At 73.9% G+C, this 708-nt stretch carries 2 pseudogenes; both read left to right on the forward strand.

The window, feature by feature from the left end:
• A pseudogene (locus G5C65_RS37995) lies at positions 1-370 on the forward strand (hypothetical protein); the annotation flags it as partial.
• Positions 367-708 (forward strand): annotated as a pseudogene (locus G5C65_RS38000) (DUF5719 family protein); the annotation flags it as partial. The pseudogenes G5C65_RS37995 and G5C65_RS38000, both read left to right, overlap by 4 nt.

Here is a 708-nt window from a genome sequence, read left to right on the forward strand (position 1 = left end):
GCCCGCCGAGGCCCCGCCGGTGCCCCAGGCGGCGGGCCAGGAGGTTCCCCAGCAGCCGCCCCCGCCGTCCGAGCAGCCGTACGATCCCGGTGGCTACGGGCAGCCGCCCGCGCAGCCGTACGCCCCGTACGGCACGCACGGAACCTATGAGCCGTACGAACCGTACGAGCCCTACGGCCCCTACGCGCCGCACGAACCGTACGAGTCCTACGAGCCTTACGAGCAGCAGCCGTACGTCCCGCAGCAGCAGGCGTACGACGGCTGGCAGGACCAGCAGCAACCAGACCCGTACGGCTACGGGCAGGGCGGCTACGGCGGCTACCACGGTCAGGACAGCACGACGTACGGCGGCGACGGGAGCCAGCAGTGAACCGCACCCTCCTCGGCTTCCTGGGAGTCGTCGTCGCACTCGCCGCCGTCACGGGCGCCGCCACGGTCGCGGCTCCCGGCGACGACGGCGCACAGCGCACGGCGTCGCCCGCGGTCGCCCGCAAGCCGGTCGAGCGCTCCACCCTGGTGTGCCCGCGGCCGGCCGACTCGGACGTCGCCGAGACGACGTACACCGCCTTCACGCCCAAGGGCGCCTCCGGCAGGAAGGGCAGCGCGGAACTGCGCCCCGCCGAGACCGCCGACCCCGACAGCACAGGCGGCGGCAAGGACGGGAAGGACGACAAGGACGGGAAGTCCGGGAAGGGTGGGGACCAGGAC

This window comes from Streptomyces boncukensis (assembly GCF_011045075.1).
Taxonomy (GTDB): domain Bacteria; phylum Actinomycetota; class Actinomycetes; order Streptomycetales; family Streptomycetaceae; genus Streptomyces; species Streptomyces boncukensis.